Origin of the sequence: Paenibacillus sp. USHLN196, from assembly GCF_037144955.1 — a bacterium.
In the GTDB taxonomy this organism is placed as follows: domain Bacteria; phylum Bacillota; class Bacilli; order Paenibacillales; family Paenibacillaceae; genus Paenibacillus; species Paenibacillus xylanexedens_C.
In genome coordinates this window covers 225422-247404 of record NZ_JBBCYH010000002.1, presented here as the reverse complement: position 1 = coordinate 247404, position 21983 = coordinate 225422, and the positions used below count along the sequence as shown (strand labels likewise).

Sequence of the window (21983 nt, the reverse complement as noted above, 5' to 3'; positions counted from 1 at the left end):
AGACTTATAATAACATAGCATGGGAGAAGAGTCGAGTATCTTGCCTATTTCCTTCTATTTCATGCAGCTTAATTGTCAACAATCTGTGAAAAAGCCTCTTTCACTTGTGCCGGTTCTACCAGCTTCTCGCGTACAGTTGAATTCCATAGCTCCGGGTTCTGAAGCTTCTTTAATTCCTTACCTGTCCATTGTTGGGCAGATTCACGACGTAAGGTATGGCTGGTATTCTCTAATTGGTAGACGATCTGCTCCAGATTATCGATCATAACAAAGTTCGCAACCGCATTATATACGAGTATCCGCTCAAGTTCCTCTGCATCCATCTCACGCGTATCCAAGCTATAATTCACTTGGACCGTGAACGTCTCCGGGTACAGTTGGTAACCATTCAATCTTTCACGTAAAGGTAAAGCCTGATTCAGATGACTAAGGTTTGAATTATCACCCATGTAGGGACTGCGATATTTGGCTAAAGCGGCAAAATCATGTGTCAGCGGATTCTGCTGCTCTTCCTCGTACCGAGCCTGTTTCGCCTCGATCTTCGGATTAACGAAGCCTTCAACAATCACTAAGCCAATGATGCCCAACACAACAAGTGTTATAATCCATATGTTTCTAATTCTCATAACGCATCACTCACTTCATACTTACTAACGATCCGATACGCCCGATGCACCACCAAAGGAATAATAACACTCAGTAATGGGATGGCAAAGGCAATGACGATCACTGCAAACTGATAGGGTCCATCCACCTGAATGGGTCGATTAAACCAGATGTTGCTTCCGAATCGCAACGCTGCCTGCGTTCCCCATAGTACGAGTATTAATGCCGCCCACAACCACCATATTCTGCGATTCCACTGCACTAAGGCAGGGATTCGAATAACCGTGGTTTTCACAGAAGTTGCAGAATCGTTCGTCTTGTTGATCAACAGATACAATACATACGTGCCACCAACAATGAGACTCACGATCATAAGCAGATTGTTTATGGCGGAGCCTTGCATCAGCACTCTCATTGGAATGGTAATGATCCAGGCTATGAGGCTATAAATCAGGGCAGACTGCAACAACGCTGTCCAGTAAGGAACACGTTGTACCCTTCGATGGTCACTCATCACTTCATCCATACCAGCGATATGCTGAATGGCGGTCTGGAACGCCTTCTCTTCACTCATCCCCTGCGAGATATAATCGTCAATCCGCGCAGCAAGATTGCTGTGAATCTCTTCTTTTAATTCTCGATTGTCCAATGTATTTTGTGCGTGAGCGAACAAACGATTCACATGACGGGTGATGCGAGCTTCCAATCTCATAGGTCTTCATCTCCTTTTTCTCCAGTTACAATCATGCAATCAATCAGTGCCTTGGCTGCCTGCCAAGCCTGAACCTGCTCTCTATATGCTTCGAGACCTTGCACGGTAATTCGGTAATATTTGCGTCGTCCTCCCTGCGTCTCTTCCCCCCAGTAAGACTCCACATATCCACTCTTCTCCAGCCTTTTCAAACTGGAATAAAGCGTAGGTTCCTTCAGTTCAAACTGTTCTCCGCTCTTGCGATAGATTTCCTTAATAATGCTGTAGCCATAGTTATCGGCTGGTATAAGTACACTTAGAATGATGGGATCAATGTTGCCCCGAATCAGATCACTATTAATCACTTGCGCATCCATCTGCGATATTCACCGACTTTCTTCCGTCCTGCGTATACTATAAGACATATTACTATGTCTGTAAAGGTAATATGTATCGTATGGTAATGATGCATTGCAATGAGCAATATTCCTCTCTCGCTTTTCGTCTGGATGATATGGGGTCTTTGTTATCCGTGGTGGCAAAAAAATAAAAAAACAAACAGGGCCCCTCCATCGGAGAAGCCCTTACTCACTTTTATCTATTGCTGCACTTTCTCGCGATCTTTCCCTTTATCGGATTCACCCGCGTTTTTGTTGGCAGCATCGCGATCCTGTTTCATTTCTTCCACCGTTTTCACCTTCAGACGTGCTGCACCTTCATATTCCTTCGTTGGAATAAGGTCGCCAGCAGCAAGTCTCTTTTCCGCGGCAGCAATCGCATCTCCGTACTGCGGCAACCACTGGGCTTGGGCAACCAGCATCTCGTCGACCATCTGCCAGATCTCCTTTGGATTACACACGGCACCCACGAGTGGGTCCATCATGAACGCCTGACGAAGTAATTTGTCATCTCCGTTCACCGCGGCTTCAACCGCAAGACGTTGCACGGAAATACTCACATTACATACCGCAGCCGGGCCAAGTGGCAGATCCCCTACATGCGGCATAGAGATCCCGTTGCGATCCACATATCCCGGTGCCTCAATAATCGCATCATCCGGCAGGTTCGAGATTACTCCATGATTAACGGTATTGAAATGTCCACGATAGACACGCCCCGTCTCCAGCCCTTCAATAATGTACGAACCGTGCTCCTCACCCCGTTTCTCCGGAACGAATTGCATCGGTTCATCCTTCATCCAGTTAGGAAAATCAGTCTCAAACCAGTTGCGTCCCTCGGTACACACCCGCAGATACCCACCTGTCTCTCCGTTAATCCAATTGCCCAGGTCGATCCATTCGTTGATCTCTTCCGGACGTTTGCGGTACCACGGCACATATTCACTCAGGTGACCATTCGATTCCGTGCTGTAGTAACCGAAGCGGCTCAGCATATCGATCCGTACTTTCTCGGTGCGGCTGTACTCTGGATGTTTCTCGAAAGCTTCGAGCAGATCACCTGTAAGGTCTTTACCCTCATGAGAAGCCTGGATATACCAGGTCTGATGGTTGATGCCGGCACAGACAATATCCACTTCACTCTTTTTCAAGCCAAAAGCTTCCGCAATCTGATGATGACCATGCTGTACGCCATGACACAGTCCGATCGTCCGCACACCGCCGTACTTGTTGCATGCCCATGTGAGCATCGCCATCGGATTGGAATAGTTCAAGAGCAGCACGTCGGGTGCACTCTGTTCACGAATATCTTTACAGATATCCAGCATCTCGGCGACTCCGCGTTGTCCATACATAATGCCACCCGCACACAACGTGTCACCGACACATTGATCTACCCCATACTTCAGTGGAATATCCACATCTGTTGCAAATGCTTCCAGTCCCCCAACACGAATTGTACACAGTACATACTTCGCATCTTTTAACGCTTCTTTCCGATCTGTTGTCGGCTGAATCTGAATATTCAATCCATTCTCACGGATATCCCGCTGACACAGCTCAGTCACCATGTCCAGATTGTGCTGGTTAATATCGCAGAACGCAATTTCAATGTTGTCAAACTCTGGTACCGTCAGCAAATCCCTTAGCAATCCCCGTGTAAATCCGATACTTCCTGCCCCGATAAACGCCACTTTAAACGACATGTCTATGTCCTCCCCTAATCCGAATCTTTCGCTTCGGTTAATGACTCTCTTCATGAAATCATTGTACCAACGGCAAAAGGGGAAGCGTTATCAAAATCATGACCTGTTCAAGATCTTGTTGTCAAAAATCCTAACTTTTACGCGCCAGTTCCACTAATCGAGATATATTCGAAAATAACTGCAATCGGCTCATTCATCCGACGGGTACTGACTAACATGTCGTTCCATAGAGGAGCGAAATTCAACTGGCGTCGAGCCTGTATATTTCTTGAATAACATATGAAAATACTGACGACTGCCTACACCGACATAATCGGATATCTCTGAAATCGGGATATTGGTCTGCTGAAGCAGCATCTTGGCCTTCTCCATGCGAAGCATCGTCAGGTAGTCGGTCGGTGTGCGCTGCGTGTGCTGACGAAAAATGCGATGTAAATAGCCTGGATGCAGATTGACTGCTGCCGCGATATCCTTCATCTGAATATTGCGATCCATATTGTGATGCATGAATTCAATGGTTCGTTTGACATACAGCTCGGCCTGATCTGGGGCACTCCGGCTCATTTCTCCGCGCAGACGTGCAACACGGACCAGCAACTGGATAAACAGTGTACGCACCAGCATTCCCTGTTCGGGAGACGACAGATTCCGAGCTTCGCGATGTTGTGCCCTTTCCTCTGTAGGAATAACTCCTATCGATACAGACGACCTTCCTTGCTCCAGCAGACCGCGCTGGTCGAGTTCCAACACCAGACTTTTCATAATGTGATACACCTCTTCCGGGTCAGGCAGTACCAGATATGGCGAAGCATTAGTGAGTAGAGTATGGACTTCTTCCTCTTCCAACGCGAGCTGACGGATGGATAGCTGTCCGGGAGGCGAGCCTGAGAACCCAAACTCCACATTGAGCATACGGCAAGGGACACCATCTTCCACCAGCAAACGGTGCGGGACACCTGCGTCGAGCATGATGAACTGTCCTTTTTTCAAAATAGTCTGCTCTGAACTCCCATCTGGCATCTGCACATCCACCCGGCACATTCCCGAAATAATGTACATGATCTCCGTGGAATCATGTTGGTGATAGGACATACGGTAGTTGTCCCATTGCTTGTAATAGTAAGCATAGAAACGCGGTCCACAATCCTCCGTTCGTAGTCCCTCCTGATACAGGCTTCCTGTCCAGCGCTTCGCAATGCTCATGTCCATACCCCCATTTCTACAACGATCAATCCTCACTTTTCTCCATTGTAGCAATTCTGTAGGTTGAATATAAACTGTCTTCGTTAAAACCATCATTGCATTATTTAATTAGATAAATGCTACCGAGCATCTAGACTCCAACGATGTAAAAGAATGACGTAACATGGATGGCTGGGAAAACGCCAAGCTCTATCCGCAGATCCTAATGTGAAAAAAGCTCTGAAACCTCCATGTGCCGAGACACATTGGAGCTCCAGAGCTTCCAAGCTTCGATGCCAACTCTTAAAACTAACGACGCTGCGTTACGTTACAGCCTGATCTTGAACACATGTTATGTTGCTATTGCTAGCTATTATTACTCCGGCCTGCTTACTTTCCGCCCTTACCTGGCTTGTAGAACTTAGGCAGCGTTACTTTGGACCAGTCGATATCCGATGCCATGTAGAAGGACGGATAGGAAGGCTGGTTGTATCCACTGTTCTGTCCGGCAATACCCACACGATACATCGCATCATGCATGAGCGTGTACAGCTTGCGGTCTGTCTTCTCGGTACTCAGATAGATGCGGATCGCTGAGCTGTCGGTGGTTCTCACCAGCATCTCTTCCCGCCAATCTCCGAAGATATCAGCTACGAGAGAAGGCGTACCTTTCGTGTGATTGTTGGTCAATGTGCCTGTTGCGGTCAGCAACGTACCACGACTCCAATCCTTGATGGTTGGGGTAACATCAATCGCACCATCAACGATCTGTGTCGTCATATCGGCAGCCCAACGGATATTCATATTCGTTCCCGGCATCTGATCACTGATTTTCTCACCCTTAGCTGTCCACAAGCCTACAGCCCATGTCTCCAGTCCACGACGAGTCGGATCAACATCCCCCACCATGCCGCGACCGGTATCTTTCCCTGTGTACCCACCATAGATGACTTCTCCGGTCTTCGCATCCCGCAGGGAATAGCCGTATGGCGCCCAAGGACCACCCTCATGAACCATGAAAATCTCAAGTCCCGGACGATCCGGGTCGATATCTGCCACATGAAGAGCGTCCCCATGACCCAGACGGGCAATCGTTCCCGGCGCAGCACTCTCGGCAGGCATCAGGTCTGTGGAGCTGTACAGCACGCTGCCGTCATGATCAATCGTGGCAGAGCCATAGATGATCTCCTGTTTGCCATCTCCATCCACATCCGCCACACTGAAATAGTGCGCTCCCTGGGTTGTTATGGAGCCGTACTCTGGATCTGTACCATCTACGCCGTGTGGCCCGTCATTGAACGGGTTTTTCATCGGTGTCCAGCCGCTATCCACTTTCCATTCCTTCTTCAGCTTCTTGCCATCCCAATTGTAGGCAACCATCGTCGAACGTGTGTAGTATCCGCGTGCAAAGATTGCGGACGGTTTCTTGCCGTCCAGATACGCCACGCCTGCCAGGAAACGGTCTACCCGATTCCCCGGTTCAATCCGTGCCATCGCATAATCGCCCCACATCAGGCCATCATCATGACGCTCAGGTTCATATGGAACGGTCTCTAGTTCCTTGCCTGATTTGCCTTCAAATACCGTAACATACTCCGGTCCATCCACGATAAAACCTTCGAACTTACGCAGCTCATTGCGGTTGCTGCGTTCTACCGCATATACATCAATGAAGTAGTCGGCCAGGCTCTCGGCATCCTGCTGAGATAATGGGTAGTTATATTTTTTCTCAATCCCAAAAGCCTCTTCCAATGTCGCAGGCCAGTTCCCCTTCACAACCTCATCGTGTTTATGCCAGTTCCTGAACATATCCACCACGTGATCATAGTAACCGTCAGCACTCAAACGATAATCATCTTCGTTCGAGTACCCTGCCTTGCGATCCTGCTTGGGAAGCGTGATATATTTCTCGGATGTCACTTTTCCTTTTTTGTTGTATTTAATAATCTTCGTACCGGGAGCGGTCTTGAACATCATCTCGGCCTTGCCATCCCCGTCAAAATCGTAAACAAGCATCTGTGTATAATGAGCACCCGCCCGGATGTTAACCCCAAGATCGATCCGATACAGCAATTGTCCGTCCAGGGTGTAAGCATCAATGTAGGTTTTACCGGTGTACCCTTTTTGAGATACGTCCTTGGCGTTAGATGGGTCCCATTTCACGAAAAACTCATACTGGCCATCCCCGTCTACATCGCCCACGCTCATGTCATTGGCGGAATACGTATAGGCTTCTCCTGCTGGTGTCACGCCATCAGCCGGTTTTTGCAATGGAATGTCCACGTAGCCGTTCGCCCATGGTTTGACAGATGCACTGCGTTTGCTCTCCTTGCCCTTCTTGTTCACCGCTGCCACTTCATAACGAGACGATGATATGCCGGTGGCATCTACATAGTTGGTGCTGTCCGTGACGGTTGCGATCTTTTTACCATCACGATAGACATTAAAGTCCGTACCTGTCAGCCCTTTGTCGCTGTACCCTGTGGCCTCGTCACCAAGCAATCTCCAGCTGAGAAACACCCCTTCAGATGTCGAAGCAGCCACCAGTCCCCGATCCAGATATTCCAGTTGAATCTCTTTCACGTGACCGCCTCCCTTATGTGATTGCAGGCTAGCCTCCGTCGCCCCATTACCGTTCGAAGCTGCTGCTCCCGTAACGCCAGCTGTTCCCCCAACAAGCAAAGCTACGCTGAGTGCCGAAGAAAGCACCTTTGCTGCAAGTGGCATACGTGCCTTCCTGCGACCGGATTGCCGACCTGAAGCCGATCCATTTTGTACCGGCGATGTTGTTTCTGAGTTCATCCACTTTCACGCTCCTTGAGACAGAATAGGTGACGCTTATACACATCGATGAGGATTAGACGTTCGATCATTCGTAAGACCCTCTTTAAAGGAAGATCCCACATTTTATGATTGCGCTTACAAAAGTAAAAAAGAGAAATCAGCTTGCCCGACTACCGGAGTGCGGTCCCCCTTCCATTCTCTTTCCAATCCGAGCGAGGGAATCCCGCCCATCGGGTTCTATTATAGACATCCTGCCTGTCAGACCCTAGGCAAATATCCGTCCAAAACGATTAATAATCAGTGTTTTTAGGATTCATTTGGGAAATCAAACCGATGAACCGTTCAGGCTGAAGTTTGATTTAAGCTCACCGCCAAGTTTTTCTAACGAATCTCACACACCCTATTGGGGCATTAAACTCCAACAACGAATCCTAACGAATCTCAGTAACCTTATTTGGACCAAAAAGGGTCTAAGGGGCTCAAAATCCACCTAAATCAACTGAATAGCGTGTCTACGATTCGTTAGAATTTTCAACTGTATCAATTCAACTAAATAGCGTGCCCTCTGTTCGTTAGAAAAGAAATAGGGCTGTCCCTTGATCATTTTTATGACCAGAGGATAGCCCCGCCTGAATAGCAAAAACCGCGATCCTCTAACACACTGAGGATCGCGGTTAAGACAATTACAAGTAAAGTTTAAGGCTCAATGCCCCACACCAGGTTTCCACCTTGATAGAGTGTTACCTTGTTCCAATCCTGATAGGATGTTTTGGTTGGATCGAAGGAGTAGTCGTTACTCTCGTCAAAGTTGGACCAGTCTGTTTTGTACATGCGAAGCTGGATGTCTCCAGTCTGTCCACCATCCTGAATGCTGCCAGCGCCAGATGTGAAGCTCAGCTCCACATACGAGTCTGTGAAGGTCCGCTGGATATTGGCTCCACCCACTTGAGCGTAATCGATGGCAGAATCCATCGCAGCCGAGCCTTCTTTGGAGAAGTAATATCTGATCTTCAGATCACTCAGATTCACAGCAGTACTGCCCAGATTTTTGATGTTGAAATACGGTTTGATCTGGCTATCCTGAGCATTGGTATCTCCAGCACGATATTGCAGGACAAGATCACTGGTCGGTACAACGACACTTTGAGGTGTCGCGGAAGCTACAGCGGAATTGGCACTTTGCCCTGCTGTATTCACTGCACTTACCACATAATGATACGTTGTGCCGTTCGTGAGGGCAGTGTTGGTGTAGGACGTACCACTCACATTCGCCGTGATCGTTGTGAACGGACCTGATGCACTCAGCGCCCGTTTCACATTATAACTTGTCGCACCTGTAGAAGCGGTCCACGTCAGGCTCACCTGTGCATTGCCTGCGGTTGCTGTGAGAGCAGTCGGTGCAGCTGGCGCCGTTACACCTGCAACGGGTGTAGCTGTTGCTGTTGCAGAGTTAACACTTTCACCTACTGCATTCGTTGCCGTTACCACATAATAATAGGTTGTACCATTGATCAGGCCGGTGTTGCTGTAAGATGTTCCACTTACATTGGCTGCAATCGTTGTGAATGGACCTGATGCACTCAGTGCCCGCTTAACACTATAACTTGTAGCCCCTGTAGAAGCAGTCCACGTCAAGGAGACCTGGGCGTTACCGGCAGAAGCCGTCAATGCTGCTGGTGCTGCCGGAGCTGTTGTTCCCCCCGGAGGATTGCCTCCACCGTTACTGGCAGGCAGTACAGGGAATGCGTTTTTCACCAGTGCCACGAATTGATCATGGAACCAGTGACCCGATACCGGAGCATTAGGCAATGCACCTGTTAATACACCATCCCGAGTTGTGAAGGTTGGATCACACATCCGGTCGAAACCTTTGCCTTCGTTATTCGGAATTTCGGAGCTGGAGCCATCGGATTCACCCGGAGGTTTCACCCATACATAAGCATCCAAATGCGCTGGTCCTGGTGCAGCCTTAGGTGCTTCACCAATACCTGCACCACTGGCATTACACCAGTTCCCCCGATGCTCCCGGCGATCTACACGTCCAGAATTCACATAATCATTGATGTTGCTGCCCGTAGCAGATGCTGGACGGTCTACCCCGCCCCACCCATTACGGCTGGTATCGATCAGGAAGCCCGTGCTGCTTGGCCATCCTGCTTGTACAAATCCAGAATAAAGCGCTGCAGTGAAATCCGTCTCGTCAAAGTACGGGTTCCACTCATAATAATCGGAGGATCGGATTGGTTGTCCACCAATATTCAGATCCGGATTAGGCAGATTCGGTTCATGGGTAGGCGTCGTATTTGCAGTGTTGGTGATAAAACCATCTGCGCTCTGCAAACCTGCTGCTGTATCATTTACCACGTCAGTATACAGGGCAATCGCACCGCTACGGTTGTTGTCCCATCCGAGCCAGCCGGAGTGGCCTATATCCAGGTAGTTGTACACATTGGGAATGGCATGCAGCTTGTCCAGAGCATACTTGACCCCAGCTTCATAGATACCTGTTGAGCTGGCTTGTGCACAGGCGGGAGTACTCAGATTGGTCACAAGGTTAGGCAGACTGTCCGGCTCAATGATCGCTACAATACGAATATCCTGATATTTCGGATCTGCGAAAATATCTGCGATCACATCAATATAATCCGTTTTGTAGGTCTGCAGCGCAGCCTGTGTTAGTGGAAGTTCACCATTGGATGCAAGTGCATGACAATCCCGACCTGGCAGGTTATAGATAACAAATGAAGCGGTTATTGGTGTGCCAGGTTTCTTTTGGGCGAGAACGGCATCGAGATGCTGCTCAACGCTTTTGCGACCAGCATTGTCTGCGCCGCCATAGATCGCAGCTATACGGTCAATCCACACTGCCGTTGGATACGATTTGACCGTCTCCATCTTTGCCTTCAGCGATGTATCATTCGTAAGCGCAATGGACGTATCCACGAGAGCCGAATAATCCTGGTTCAGATAAGCCGTGGCTCCCACAAATGGATTATCCACATGTGCTTCAGCAGCCTGAGTCAGACCTGGAGACATTCCCGGAAAAATCCCCGCCGCGAGCAGCGTTGCTGCCAGCATTTGTTTTACACCTTTGCGCAGGATCTTCTTACCTCTCGATTTGGTATTCAATTTAGTCTTCATAGTTCCACCTTTCCTTTAGTTAGATTGGGTTGCACTCATGTCTGATCCTCTGTGTCATTATGATGCTTAGCACGAAGAGAACGTTCGGATGAGTTGGTTGTATCACCTCCAAAAGAAATAGTTGCGTAGCTGGAATCTTGAGTGAATATACCGTGTGTGGGGTCGAACATGTGAGTATAATGTGGTGGGTGTGGTTGAATGTGTGTTGGACATGAAGAAGTGTGAAAAGGGATTAAGGGATATCTGACTCTCCAACGTGGTAAGCGCTTTCTTTAAGTGGTTTAAAAAAAGGTATTCGCCTACCCATCTACGATCACGATGTTCGGTGTTCACCTCCTTATGTTCTGATTATACGACATGTAAATATTACTGTAAATTGAATTATATAAATTTAATTATATTTTTTTCCATATTTCAGGCAGGAATCTAAGCATCCCTTGCCCCAAACGACACAAAAGGCCCATCCTGGCGATATGCCACAATGAACCTCCCGTTGATTAAGGTCGAATCGACCGCTTGTCTAGGGCAGAACGACAATATCTCCCGGTTTCAACCCGCTAACCACCTCCGTCTTGTCTCCCGACTCCATTCCAGCCTGGATGGTCAGTGGCTCTGTCTGTCCGTTCCCTTTATCCAATAAAACATAAGGTTCAGTCTGATCCCGCATAATCGCCAGGCTGGACACAACGGTCACCTTGTCCTTACGGATCGTCTCGATATCCCCTTCCAGACTCACGCCTCCATACATTCTGGCATCCGGCTTCAGATCAATGACCACGTCAAACTGGGAAGCCTGCTTGAGGTCCGCATCGGTACTCTTGCGCGCAAATTTGGACACCTTACTCACCTTCCCGGTGAATTGCAGGTCTTTCTGCGCTGTCATTCGCACCTTCACTGGCATTCCTACCTTGAGTTTGAACATTTCCTCCTCGCCAACAATCGTCATGAATTTCAGCTTGCTGATGTTCGTAATAGACCCAATTAGCTGTCCTTCCGTCACCGCACGTGTCTTGCTGTCCTCTTCATTCATCTGAAATATACCGGAAGCAGCAGCATAGACAATAGACTTGCTTATTACTGCCTGCTTTTTCTGTATCTCTTTCTCCTTGAGGACCAGCGCTTTCTGATTCAACTCATTCGTCAGGCGTTTGCCTTCCCGGTCTGCAAATGCCTTCTTGCGCTCTTCTTCTGTCACGCCAAGCGACTCGCTCATATTGGCCTGATCCAGGCTAACCTGATTCATCTTATTTTCCAGTTGAGCTTTCTCCAAATCGCTCTGCAACTGCTCTACTTCCGTTTGTAATGCGTACGTGTCGAGGGTAAACAGGATATCGCCTTTGCTCACCGACTCACCACTTTTCACGTGCCACTGCTTGATGTTGGAAGCATACGGAGCGAAGATATCCGTCTGATCGGTGTATACGGATTTCCCCTTCACCTGTATCGTTTGCGTCATCGTTTCCTGTGTGACATCAAAGGTAATCGGGGGCGGGATCTCAACAGGTGCCTCCGGTTTGGGCTTGTACTTTTCATACAGCCAGTACCCCGCACCTGCCAAAAGTATAACGGTGATGATGATTTTAATCCATTTCTTCATGTGCCCAATTTCCCTTTCGCTGATAAAATTACATCGATTTGATCACAGTTAATGCATTGGTCCGGGATGCGCTGATTGCCGGATAGATCCCAGAGATAATACCGACTAGAACAGCAAAAACGATACCCAGTGGCAGAGCAGACTGCTGAATAACGACGGTCATCGGACCATTCACCTGGTCTGCCATCTGACTCGCCAACAGACTGTTTACCCCGCCGAGGGCAGCAAAGGCAATACCGACACCCGCCACGCCACCCATCAATCCGAGCATCGCTGCTTCCGTAATAAACATCTGGCGGATCTGCCACAGATTCGCACCCAGTACCTTCATCACACCAATCTGCTTACGCCGCTGATGCGTAGACATAATCATTGCCACAATAATGGACAACGAGGCCAGCAGCATGATAAAACCACCGATGCCCAATGCCGCTTTTTGGTACATCGCCAGTTGGCCTGCCATCGCTTCCTCCTGGAACAGATTGCTCTGTGTGTTTAACGTTAGCTTTTGGATCTGTTCTTCTACCTGAGATACATAGCGTTTATCCTCTACCTTGACCAAGGCCGAGTTAAGATGTTTGGCCGCACTATTGTCTGCCTGTTGCAATCCAAGCTCATCCTGCAATGCACGAGCTGTATCGAGTGGCAGATATACTTTTTTGTCACCCTGAGCAGTCATATCATCCATATTGGAAGGTTTCATTAGTTCTCCAGATACACGTATGGAGCCGCTCATTCTGGTTTTGCCCGCATTCACAAAGTCTTCATATCGAAACTGAACATGCTGCTGGACGAGCTGATCCTGCTTCGATGCAATCGTCATATACTCTTCCAAAAGCGTATTGTTATATGGATCAGCATTCAACTGCTCGAATAACTTCTGAGTTACTTTGGGATCTACGAGTCCGAATGCGGTCCCATAACTGGTCACCGCCATACGACCATCTTCCGCACCACGCCCCTCAGCATACTTGTATCCAAACCCGCCCAGGGTCTCAAGCTGTGTACCAATGACTTCAACATAAGTACTGCGACCATCTGGAAGCACCATTTCCAGCGAATCCAGCTTTAACATGGGAGCCACGGCAACCACATGGGGAAGCCTTTGGATAATCTGAATCTTTTCCAACGTCAACGCGCCCCGTTCAAACTTCGATGTCTGACTGCTCCCCTTGCCGTTGCCCGTACGAATGCCTTCATTGGGCGTAATCGTAATCTCATCCATCTTGTAATTATCGTTTAATGTTCTCTCGCTATAGGTCTGCACGGACTGCCCCACACTAAGTGCAATGATCATGGCAGCAGAGCCGATGGACAGCCCCATCATGCACAGCAATGTGACCATTTTTCGGCGAATGATCTGTCCCCAAGCCATACGTGCTACATCCCGTATTCTCACATTTCCTCTCCTTTTTGCCTCAAACTTCCCTTACGCCTCTTCAACCAATATTCCATGTTGCAGGGTAAGCACGACCTGCATCTGCTCGGCGACCTCTGCTTCATGTGTCACAATGACGAAGGTTGTATTCATATCCCGGTTAAGCTGCTGCAAAATCGCAATAATCTCTTCCTCCGTCTCGGTATCCAAATTTCCTGTCGGCTCATCTGCAAAGATCACCGAGGGTTCGGTAATGAGCGAGCGTGCAATACTGACACGTTGTTGTTGACCGCCCGACAACTGAGACGGGAACAAGTTTGCTTTTTCACCCAGTCCAACCTGCTCCAACAGCTTCAATGCTTTTGCTTTGCGTTTCGAAGGGCTTACGCCCATGAACACCAAGGGTAACTCTACATTTTCCCGGATCGTAAGATTAGACAGCAGCTCATAGGATTGGAAAATAAACCCGATATGACTGCGCCTGAACTCAGCCAGGCGGTTCTCACTGAAACGTACAATATCTTGTCCCGCGATTAGAATCTTGCCCTGATCCGGTTTCATCAGCCCTGCCATCAGATTAAGCAGTGTAGACTTGCCTGAACCCGAACTGCCCAGCAGGGCCACCATCTTGCCTTCTCCAATCGTCAGGTTGATATCTTGAAGAACCGGCACGGTTCCCTGGCCATTGCGGAACGAGTGGGATAATTGTTCAACTTGAAGCATTACTGCATGTCTTCCTTTCTACTTGCTGAATATGTATAGATTCGCGTCGCACATTCCCTTTTATTATAGGGTGGAGATGTATCCGGGCTGGCCGGAGTTGTATCCAACTTGTAAAATATCAAAACAAAAGACCTTGTCCGCAGAGTAGCTATCGCCAGCTCCATCCAGACCAAGGTCTTATATTCGTATACCTTTCGCAGCTTACCAGGCTCTAAAACTAAAGCGGTACATCTCACTTTTATCCATCGTGCTGCCCACTGCAAATAGCTCATCGTCATTCCATTTCAGATTGATGAAGTTATCAATATTGCGGTAGATCACCGTATCCGACGAAAGCTTGCTGTCATTCAGGTAGGCAATATGCAACTCATTCTTCTGATTCTGATTATCCATCGGATAAAAGTAAGCGATTCGAGATTCCTCTGCATCCAGTTCGAAGTTCCAGATGGAACCTTTTAATACCAGATCATACTGCTCCTGTGCTGCACGATACCGATACAGCCCCTGTACCTTATTCATCGTTCCCTGGATGAGCATGTCACCACTTTTCAGTAACTTGAATTGTTGAATGTCTTCCATTACAGCATATGCCTTCACTTCATGCTCGTCCTCAAGCGATACACGATAGATGGCATAATTGTCTTTGAGCATCACCAGCATATAAAACTGTTTCAGGTCTTCACTAACCTGCAAGACATCCATCACGATAAACGTATCATTCGAACTTTTCCCTTGTCTTGGTCCTGTGAACATGTCCATCAGCTCATCATATGTGTAGATGACTTGACTCGTCCCCTGGCTCAGATCTACTTGTTTGAATAAGAGATCATCCTGACCGATGTAGGATTCGTTCCCTACAAACACTCTATAATAGGAGTTGTCGTTCGGAAGCTTGCGACGTTCCCCATTCTCAATCACATACTCATACGTCGTCTTCTGCGTCTGACCCACCCGGTACTGGGAGTATATGATTTTCTTGTGATCCGGGCTGATCGCTACACCGTAATCCGTATTACTCGCAATACTCTTCACTTCATTATCATCCAGATGCAAGAGAGACAGTTGAAGCCTGGAATAGGAAGATTCCAGTTGATTTAATATAATCGTGTTCCGGTCTACCACTTCAAAATCAAAGATCGGAAAGTCATTTGGAATCTTGGTAGCTGACTCGATCTGAATTGTACTGCTCGGGGGCGGCGCCAGACGGCTATTGAATTGCTCACCTGACAAAATTACGGTTCTTGGTTTGAGGTTCGCGATACTGAACAGGCTACCAATCCCGAAGATTCCGCTGACAAATGCAATTAACAGCCCTGACAGCATTAATCTGTCGCGGTTTTTACGCCAAAATCCGGGATGTCTCATGTGTTCATTTCCCCCGGAAGACTGATATTTACTTGTGTCCCTTGACGCATGATACTCTTCATCTCCACTGTTCCTCCGTGACGTTCAACGATGTTCTTCACAATAGATAAGCCGAGCCCCGCGCTGCCTTTCTCCGCCCTATTGATCTCTTTATCCTGGTAAAAAGGTTCAAATACATGCTGAAGTGCTTCGGCACCAATACCCTCTCCCTGATCACGAATTACGATAGCTATGACATCAGCCAACCGGAAAGATTGCACCTCGATGATTGAATTCACATCACTGTACTTGACCGAGTTATCCAGAACGTTAAGGAAGACCTCCTTCAACTTATCCCGATCTCCTTGTAGATACTGGTTTTCTTCCAGCTCATAGTGGATGCCTATATTGTACTTGCCCGCCTTAATCGACATGTCCTCACAAGCTTCACGAATGATGACCGATACATCTATACGTTCAAATCGGTACGCCTGAATGACCGCAGACGAGACCGACACCTCCAGAATATCAGCAACCATCGTGTTGAGACGCTGGCTTTCCTTGATAATATAATTCATGCCTTTGTCAAAAAAGTCCTGATCGGTGAATCCGTTATCCCGCAAAATCTGGGCGTAACCCAGAATCGTCGTTAGCGGTGTCTTCAATTCATGCGTCACATTGTCAAAAAAGACTTTGCTTCGCGCCTGCACTTGTTTCACTTCGTCCCGCTCCCGCTCAATCACATCAATCTGCTCCCGTACCCGATCAATCATGACGGTGAAGCTTGAAGCCAGTTCACCGATCTCATCCTTGGTGGTAATCTGGATGTCTGCATTCAGACTCCCTTGGGCCACTTCCGCAGAACGTTTCGTGAGTACACGGATGGGTTGTGTAATTTTCCGGGAAATAAAGATAGATGCGATAAATAAAAATACGAAAATAACCGCTGCGAACAGCTTGATCGTATTTTGAAAACGAAGGTTGCGTTTGAACAAATCCGTATAATCCTTCTCCATCTGTACGATTCCAATCAATTGTTGATCCATCTGGAGCGGGAAGGACAGACTAGCCGTGACCTGGCCTTTATCCACAACTGTGGTGTACGCGATTCGGGAGTGTTTGGCTTCTTCCATATCAGGATGGTCAGACCGCTTAGCCACGTTAACCTCGTTGCCCACCGATCCGTATGACGAGGCATCAGGACGAAATACTGTAATCTCCCCTCCAACGGCTGAACCAATCTGCTCCGCAAGCTCGCGGCTCCCTGCTTCGAGCGTGTCTCTGCTCATGCGTTTGTTATGAATCAGGAAGTACTGGTTCAGTGCGATGTCCAGATTTCTTTTGGATTGCACCATGTCCTCATGTACTTCCCGGTACATATTCTCCTGTGCCACCTTATTGGACAGAATCAGCAGAGCCGAGAATCCAATAAAAACGATGACCGAGAATAACACCACCATTTTGAACTGGATCGTCCACTTCATGTCTGCACCTGAATATTCAGCTTGTACCCCACACCGAATACCGTTTCAATCATCGAAATGCCTTGCACACCACTATCCAATTTCTTGCGAATCCGTTGCACATGAATGTCCACGGTTCGGGTATCCCCTGCAAAATCAAATCCCCACACCTTGTCCAGCAGTTCAGAACGTGTATGCACCTTCCGATGATGGGTCACGAGGAATAACAACAGATCATATTCCTTATTCGTGAGTCCTGCACGTTCCCCGTCCTTCCACACTTCCCGTTCATCCTTGCGAATCTCAATATGCTTGCCGAGCCTGACCACCTCATAGGACTGATTCTCCAGTGTCTCGCTAATGAGATCAATCCGGCGAAAGATCGCCCGAATGCGTGCAACCACCTCACGGATATCAAAAGGCTTCGTGATATAGTCATCCGCCCCCAGTTCCATGCCAAGTACTTTATCCAGCATGTCTGACTTGGCCGTGATCATAATGACGGGTATCTTGGAGTTCACAGATAATTGTCTGCACACATCAAAACCGCTCATGTCTGGCAGCATCAGATCAAGCAGGATCAGATCCGGCTTCGAATCCCGAAGCAGATTCAGACCCTCTTTACCCGTAGCTGCTTCCTTGATTCCGAATCCTTCTTTACGTAACGAATAGGATAAAATATCGCGAATGGACTCCTCGTCCTCAATAATCAAAATCTCTTTTTGTCTCATGATACCCTCGTAATCTCCCTGCTCTATGAATTTCATCTGCCTATATTTTGTATCCCAAGCCGTATGCTTGAATAGAGGGAAGCACGAAATGTTACAACTCCGATACAATTCTGAACCTTTTGGAAACAACCTCCCGATATACTTGGATCATAAGAGACTCATACCAGACCGGACCCAAGCCTGATCTGTATCCAAGGGGGATTCACATCATATGAACAGCACACGAATTAATGAAGCTTATATCAACTATAAATCAGAAATCACAAGGTATCTATCCCATATCGTCAAACAACCGCAAGATGCAGAAGATCTGGCTCAGGATTGTTTCATTCGACTAATGAACGTCACCGTTGATATCCCTGAAGATCGGCTTCTTTATTATCTCAAACGCATTGCCCGTAACCTTGCCATGGACAGTTTCCGTAGGCGGACCCGTACACTTAGACGAGACAGTCGTCTGGAAGTACCTACCCATCACCTCGATACACCCCATCTTGAAATTAATGAAGGGGTCGACGATCTGGTCTCCCATATTAACAACACCGAACATCGTAAAATATTGGAGCTGCGTCTCATCCACGGATACTCCATTAAGGAAACGGCAGAGCTGGTGAATCGCAGTGAAGGTATGATTAAATCCTCTGTCTTCCATGCCGTCAATCGAATTCGGGCCAAAGTCATCTCATAAGAGATGGCTTTTTTAATGCCGAAATCAATATACGTGGGTAGATCGGATAAATAAAGACAGGATCGAATTACCTATAGATATGTCAAAAGACCCAATTTTACAAATATCGAGTTAATTTTTACACATTGTTATGACTATGTGAGATTTTCATGTGGTAGAATATGGACGAACTCATGAATCAACTAATATTTGGGAGGGATTTGGTTGGGTAAATTAACAGGTATGCGAGGCGTATTTCTAAAATCACTCCTGGCATTGTCCATGGCTTTGCCGCTTCAGATCGGATTATGGAACGGAGATGCATCGGTTCATGCGGAAGGACCGACAGACCCGGCACCGTTCATCCAGGCAAAGGTTGTGAACCAAAATGCAGGTAAAAAGGTATTGTTCGACAACTCTCACGGCCAAACGGCTGGAGCTGCAGACTGGGTCATTGATGGTGGTTTCTCCGACTTCGGGAATGCACTCGCGAATGATGGTTACTATGTCAAAGAACTTCGCAAGACAACTCCATTTACCTATGATGATCTGAAAGAGTATAACGTATTCGTTATTGCAGAGCCTCAAATTCCTTTCAAAACATCCGAACAGGCAGCACTGAAACAATATGTTGAAACTGGCGGCAGTATCTTCTTCGTTGGAGATCACTATAATGCCGACCGTAATAAAAACCGCTGGGATGGCTCTGAAGTCATCAACGGCTATCGTCGGGGAGCTTTTGAAGATCCGACCAAAGGTATGAGCACCGATGAGCGTAATTCTGAAGCCATGCAAAATGTAACCGGCTCGGACTGGTTGTCCGATAACTTTGGCGTACGATTCCGCTATAACGCACTTGGCGATATCAACGCCAATATCGTCGTACCGGCAGATCAAGCCTTCGGCATCACAGAAGGAGTATCGGCTGTAGCCATGCACGCCGGTTCAACACTCGCAATCACCGATCCGGAAAAAGCAAAAGGCATTGTGTACCTGCCAAAAACCAATGCAAAATGGAATAATGCAGTGGACCAAGGCGTCTACAACGGTGGCGGGATCGAAGAAGGTCCTTACGTAGCCGTATCCAAGCTGGGTGCAGGTAAGGCTGCTTTCATCGGCGACTCCTCTCCAGTAGAAGATGCATCACCAAAATACTTGCGTGAAGAGACTGGCACACGCAAAACGACTTATGACGGTTTCAAAGAAGCCGATGATGCGGTGCTGCTCGTGAATACCGTGAACTGGCTCGCTACGCAAGAGAACTACACAAGCCTGACTGAAGTGAACGGACTTGAACTGGACACAGCTACAGCGTTGTTGCCATTCGAAGAGCCGGCTGCTTCCACAGAACCACAGGCTGAACCTTGGTCCGCTCCTGCTGCCGGATACAAGTGGTACGATCGTTCCACGTTCAAGGCTGGTTCTTACGGCGGCCCTGCATCCAGTGCAAATGCTGCCTACAGCTTCGTGAAACAGGATACTCTCCCAAATGCAGAAGACTTCCAGGTTCGTGTAGTTGTGGAGAACATGCCACCCAACACAACCGTATCCGGTTATAGTGCCGGTATCTATCTGACTGGCGGAACACAGGTCGCCATGATCCAGAATGAAAGTGGCACTTGGCCGACTTCGTACGGCTATAGCTCCACATTCAGTGTAACCTCAGACAGCAAAGGTCGCGCGATCAAAGACCTGAACGTACGCATCAAACCAGGTACAACTGGTGCTGCCAGCTTGCGTCTGCGTCTGAATGGTAGCAACCTGATCACCAATGCCGTGACCGTTGGCAATGTGCCAGCAGAACAGCTTCCGGAAGAAGAAGGACCGATCCCAGCAGCTATTACAGTGGCTGAAGCACGCACCAAAGCGGTTGGTACTACCGTAACGATTGAAGGTGTTGTGACGACAGAGCCGGGTGCATTTGGTGGACAAGCCTTCTATCTTCAAGATGAAACTGCCGGAATCTACGTGTTCCAGCATACTAGCGGCTTCCATGCTGGTGACAAGGTTAAAGTAACGGCAGCAACAACCATCTATAACAGCGAGTTCGAGCTTACCGATATCGTTGCGATTGAGAAAACAGGTACAGCTTCCGTACCTGCTCCAATCGAAGTTACAGCAATTACAGATGCGAACCAAGGTCAACTGGTTCAATTGAAGGATGTAACAATCGAGAATATCATCAGTGCTACACCAGTTGGATCATTTGAATTCGACGCGGTAGCAGCAGACGGAACAAGCACGCATATCCGTGTAGACACCCGTACAGGTGTGACAGATACTTCCTTCCCTTATGTTGCAGGGGACAAGATCAGTATCACAGGCATTTCCGCTATTTTCAAAGATGTGTATCAATTGAAACCAAGAAGTTTGAATGATTTTGTACCTGCTGAAGATCAAGGTGGAGGCGAAGTGCCTTCCACTCCAGCTGCGGGGGCACCAGGTAAACCGGTGCTTTCTTCTGATAATGGATATACAACTGGCCTGTTCGCAGGTTCGTATAACGTAAGCATGAACCTCTGGTGGGGCGAAAATGGTTCCGAGTACAAACTGTATGAGAACGACGTTCTAATCGATACACAGAAGTTGACTGCGGCTTCACCATCGGCTCAGTCCTCCAAAACGGCTATTACAGGCAAAGCCAACGGCACGTATACTTATGTAGCCGAGCTGACCAATGACAAAGGCACAACACGCAGCGACGTGCTGACGGTACAAGTAACCAATGCCGCTCCAGGCAAAGCTACGTTGTCCCAAAACAACTGGGATGGTGATGGCAACTACAACGTATCCATGAACCTCTGGTGGGGTACGAACGCAACGGAATACCGTCTCTATGAGAATGATGTATTGATTGATACACAAGCGTTGAACGCAGCAACACCAGCTTCTCAAAGCGCTACAACGGACTTATCGGGTCGTGCTAACGGCACGTACACGTACCGTGCTGAACTGATCAACGCCGCAGGCGTAACAAGCACAGAGACGATTACGGTACAAGTAACCACAGCATTGCCTTTGGCTAGCTAAGTCTCAGTAAAGAAGCCTAACGTTTAACGAAGAATATAAAAAACCGAAACCAACATTGCCTGATTCACAGGGCAACATGGTTTCGGTTTTTTCATTCATTTCAAACGTTCCGGCTCATATCCATTTCTTGCAAATAGAATGCTGTTCCATACAGCAGAATAGGCGGCCATGGTGATGACACAAATGACAAAAATCAAGTTTATGTGTGTAAACGTATAACTGCTTCCCGTGAAAACGATCAGGATTGCACTGAGTCCAATATTTTCTCTGTTATGTTTTTTAAACTTCTGAAAGACCATTCTGTATAGCAATAGGAGTACCATAAACCCAATCCATATATATTGAAATAATTCCATAGGTCACCTTCCTTATCCCTGAATTCCCTTTATATAGAAACTTTCATTTTACATATAATTGAAAAATAATTCAATCATTGTTATACATATTCTTTGAGCACTCTTATTCCTCAGCCGTTAGCAGAGCAATAAGAATACTGCATTGTTTATTTGCAGACACCAAAAAAGACTATCCCTGCCAATATT

Annotated in this window: 16 protein-coding genes; 2 read left to right on the top strand and 14 right to left on the bottom strand. The window is 47.7% G+C overall.

Annotation, left to right across the window (positions count from 1 at the left end; all coding sequences use genetic code 11):
- Positions 1–68 precede the first annotated feature (68 nt).
- The 13 genes from WFI24_RS04370 to WFI24_RS04310 form a co-directional block, all read right to left on the bottom strand.
- A complete protein-coding gene (locus WFI24_RS04370) occupies positions 69–626 on the bottom strand; it encodes a DUF4825 domain-containing protein (RefSeq protein WP_336759053.1) in 558 nt (185 codons plus the stop codon).
- The gene (locus WFI24_RS04365) at positions 623–1318 is read right to left on the bottom strand and encodes a permease prefix domain 1-containing protein (protein WP_336759051.1); all 696 of its coding nucleotides are present in this window, start codon (positions 1316–1318) and stop codon (positions 623–625) included. Before WFI24_RS04365 ends, WFI24_RS04370 begins: the two co-directional genes overlap by 4 nt.
- Complete coding sequence (locus WFI24_RS04360) at positions 1315–1674, bottom strand: PadR family transcriptional regulator (protein ID WP_336759050.1); 360 nt, start codon at positions 1672–1674, stop codon at positions 1315–1317. Before WFI24_RS04360 ends, WFI24_RS04365 begins: the two co-directional genes overlap by 4 nt.
- Before the next feature lie 221 nt (positions 1675–1895).
- A complete protein-coding gene (locus WFI24_RS04355; protein WP_336759048.1) occupies positions 1896–3401 on the bottom strand; it encodes an alpha-glucosidase/alpha-galactosidase in 1506 nt (501 codons plus the stop codon).
- A gap of 189 nt (positions 3402–3590) precedes the next feature.
- A complete protein-coding gene (locus WFI24_RS04350; RefSeq protein WP_336759047.1) occupies positions 3591–4604 on the bottom strand; it encodes an AraC family transcriptional regulator in 1014 nt (337 codons plus the stop codon).
- A gap of 369 nt (positions 4605–4973) precedes the next feature.
- Positions 4974–7310, bottom strand: a complete 2337-nt coding sequence (locus WFI24_RS04345) for a rhamnogalacturonan lyase (RefSeq protein WP_336759630.1) — start codon at positions 7308–7310, stop codon at positions 4974–4976.
- Between the two features lie 753 nt (positions 7311–8063).
- Positions 8064–10508: a glycoside hydrolase family 6 protein gene (locus tag WFI24_RS04340; RefSeq protein ID WP_336759046.1), complete on the bottom strand. Its 2445-nt coding sequence runs from the start codon at positions 10506–10508 to the stop codon at positions 8064–8066.
- A 520-nt stretch (positions 10509–11028) separates the two neighbouring features.
- Positions 11029–12105 carry an efflux RND transporter periplasmic adaptor subunit gene (locus WFI24_RS04335; RefSeq protein ID WP_336759044.1) on the bottom strand — a complete coding sequence of 359 codons (1077 nt, stop codon included), beginning with the start codon at positions 12103–12105 and terminating at the stop codon, positions 11029–11031.
- 28 nt (positions 12106–12133) lie between these two features.
- Entirely contained in the window at positions 12134–13504 is a 1371-nt protein-coding gene (locus tag WFI24_RS04330) for an ABC transporter permease (protein WP_336759043.1), read from the bottom strand.
- A gap of 30 nt (positions 13505–13534) precedes the next feature.
- Positions 13535–14206: an ABC transporter ATP-binding protein gene (locus tag WFI24_RS04325; RefSeq protein ID WP_336759042.1), complete on the bottom strand. Its 672-nt coding sequence runs from the start codon at positions 14204–14206 to the stop codon at positions 13535–13537.
- Between the two features lie 201 nt (positions 14207–14407).
- Positions 14408–15571, bottom strand: a complete 1164-nt coding sequence (locus WFI24_RS04320; RefSeq protein ID WP_336759040.1) for a hypothetical protein — start codon at positions 15569–15571, stop codon at positions 14408–14410.
- Positions 15568–17034 carry a sensor histidine kinase gene (locus WFI24_RS04315; protein WP_336759038.1) on the bottom strand — a complete coding sequence of 489 codons (1467 nt, stop codon included), beginning with the start codon at positions 17032–17034 and terminating at the stop codon, positions 15568–15570. The genes WFI24_RS04320 and WFI24_RS04315 overlap by 4 nt, the downstream gene beginning before the upstream one ends.
- Complete coding sequence (locus WFI24_RS04310) at positions 17031–17744, bottom strand: response regulator transcription factor (protein WP_145320987.1); 714 nt, start codon at positions 17742–17744, stop codon at positions 17031–17033. Before WFI24_RS04310 ends, WFI24_RS04315 begins: the two co-directional genes overlap by 4 nt.
- 211 nt (positions 17745–17955) lie before the next feature.
- Here WFI24_RS04310 and WFI24_RS04305 point away from each other — a divergent pair, with 211 nt between their 5' ends.
- A complete protein-coding gene (locus tag WFI24_RS04305) occupies positions 17956–18432 on the top strand; it encodes an RNA polymerase sigma factor (RefSeq protein WP_336759035.1) in 477 nt (158 codons plus the stop codon).
- A 222-nt stretch (positions 18433–18654) separates the two neighbouring features.
- Positions 18655–21441, top strand: coding sequence for a DUF5689 domain-containing protein (locus WFI24_RS04300; RefSeq protein ID WP_442956196.1), 2787 nt, complete (start codon positions 18655–18657; stop codon positions 21439–21441).
- Positions 21442–21536: 95 nt separating this feature from the next.
- Here WFI24_RS04300 and WFI24_RS04295 read toward each other — a convergent pair whose 3' ends face one another.
- Positions 21537–21797 carry a hypothetical protein gene (locus tag WFI24_RS04295; protein ID WP_336759033.1) on the bottom strand — a complete coding sequence of 87 codons (261 nt, stop codon included), beginning with the start codon at positions 21795–21797 and terminating at the stop codon, positions 21537–21539.
- Positions 21798–21983 lie beyond the last annotated feature (186 nt).